Raw genomic sequence first — 515 nt, 5'->3', positions numbered from 1 at the left:
CAAGTTCAACGAATAAATTGAACAATTTTTTTCATTATTTGTAAATTCAACTCCTTCGTATTGAGATGATTTTTCTTCTTGTAATTCTTCAATTTTTGACAAATTATGATTTATCGATTGCTTGGTAGAAAAATTTTTATATTTAAAAATACATCCTACATCTGAATAACGACCCTTTCCTTTTTTTTTGTATTTTTTTTCAACTTTTAAATAATATTTTTTTTCTAATTTTTTCCGTATTTGCTTTATTATTCTTTTTATCAATACTCCTTTATGTTATATGTTTTAGGTTTTTTTATTTTATGGTTGTAGTTTTTTATTGTAACATCCCCATTTACCCTGTTTTAAAACTGTTTAATTCTTCTAAAAAATTCTTTAATGTAACTTGTTTTACAATCTACAAATTCTTTCAGTTCTAATTTAGTAAAATTCTTAGGTATTTCATTTAATACCCATCTAAATTCAGTCTTTAATTCTATTTGCACATTTTGTTTTACTATGTCCATCGTATATTT

The 515-nt window shown here is 22.5% G+C and carries 2 protein-coding genes; both read right to left on the bottom strand.

What is annotated here, in order from left to right; genetic code table 11:
* On the bottom strand, window positions 1–264 hold a 264-nt coding region (locus AYC60_RS00640; protein WP_156447618.1), incomplete at its 3' end, for a hypothetical protein.
* Window positions 265–344: 80 nt separating this feature from the next.
* Window positions 345–506 carry a RepB family plasmid replication initiator protein gene (locus tag AYC60_RS09520; RefSeq protein WP_414162569.1) on the bottom strand — a complete coding sequence of 54 codons (162 nt, stop codon included), beginning with the start codon at window positions 504–506 and terminating at the stop codon, window positions 345–347.
* Window positions 507–515 lie beyond the last annotated feature (9 nt).

Origin of the sequence: Streptobacillus felis (assembly GCF_001559775.1) — a bacterium.
GTDB classification, from domain to species: Bacteria; Fusobacteriota; Fusobacteriia; order Fusobacteriales; family Leptotrichiaceae; genus Streptobacillus; species Streptobacillus felis.
The sequence above is the reverse complement of the archived record's forward strand: the minus strand, read 5'-3'. Positions and strand labels throughout refer to the sequence as shown.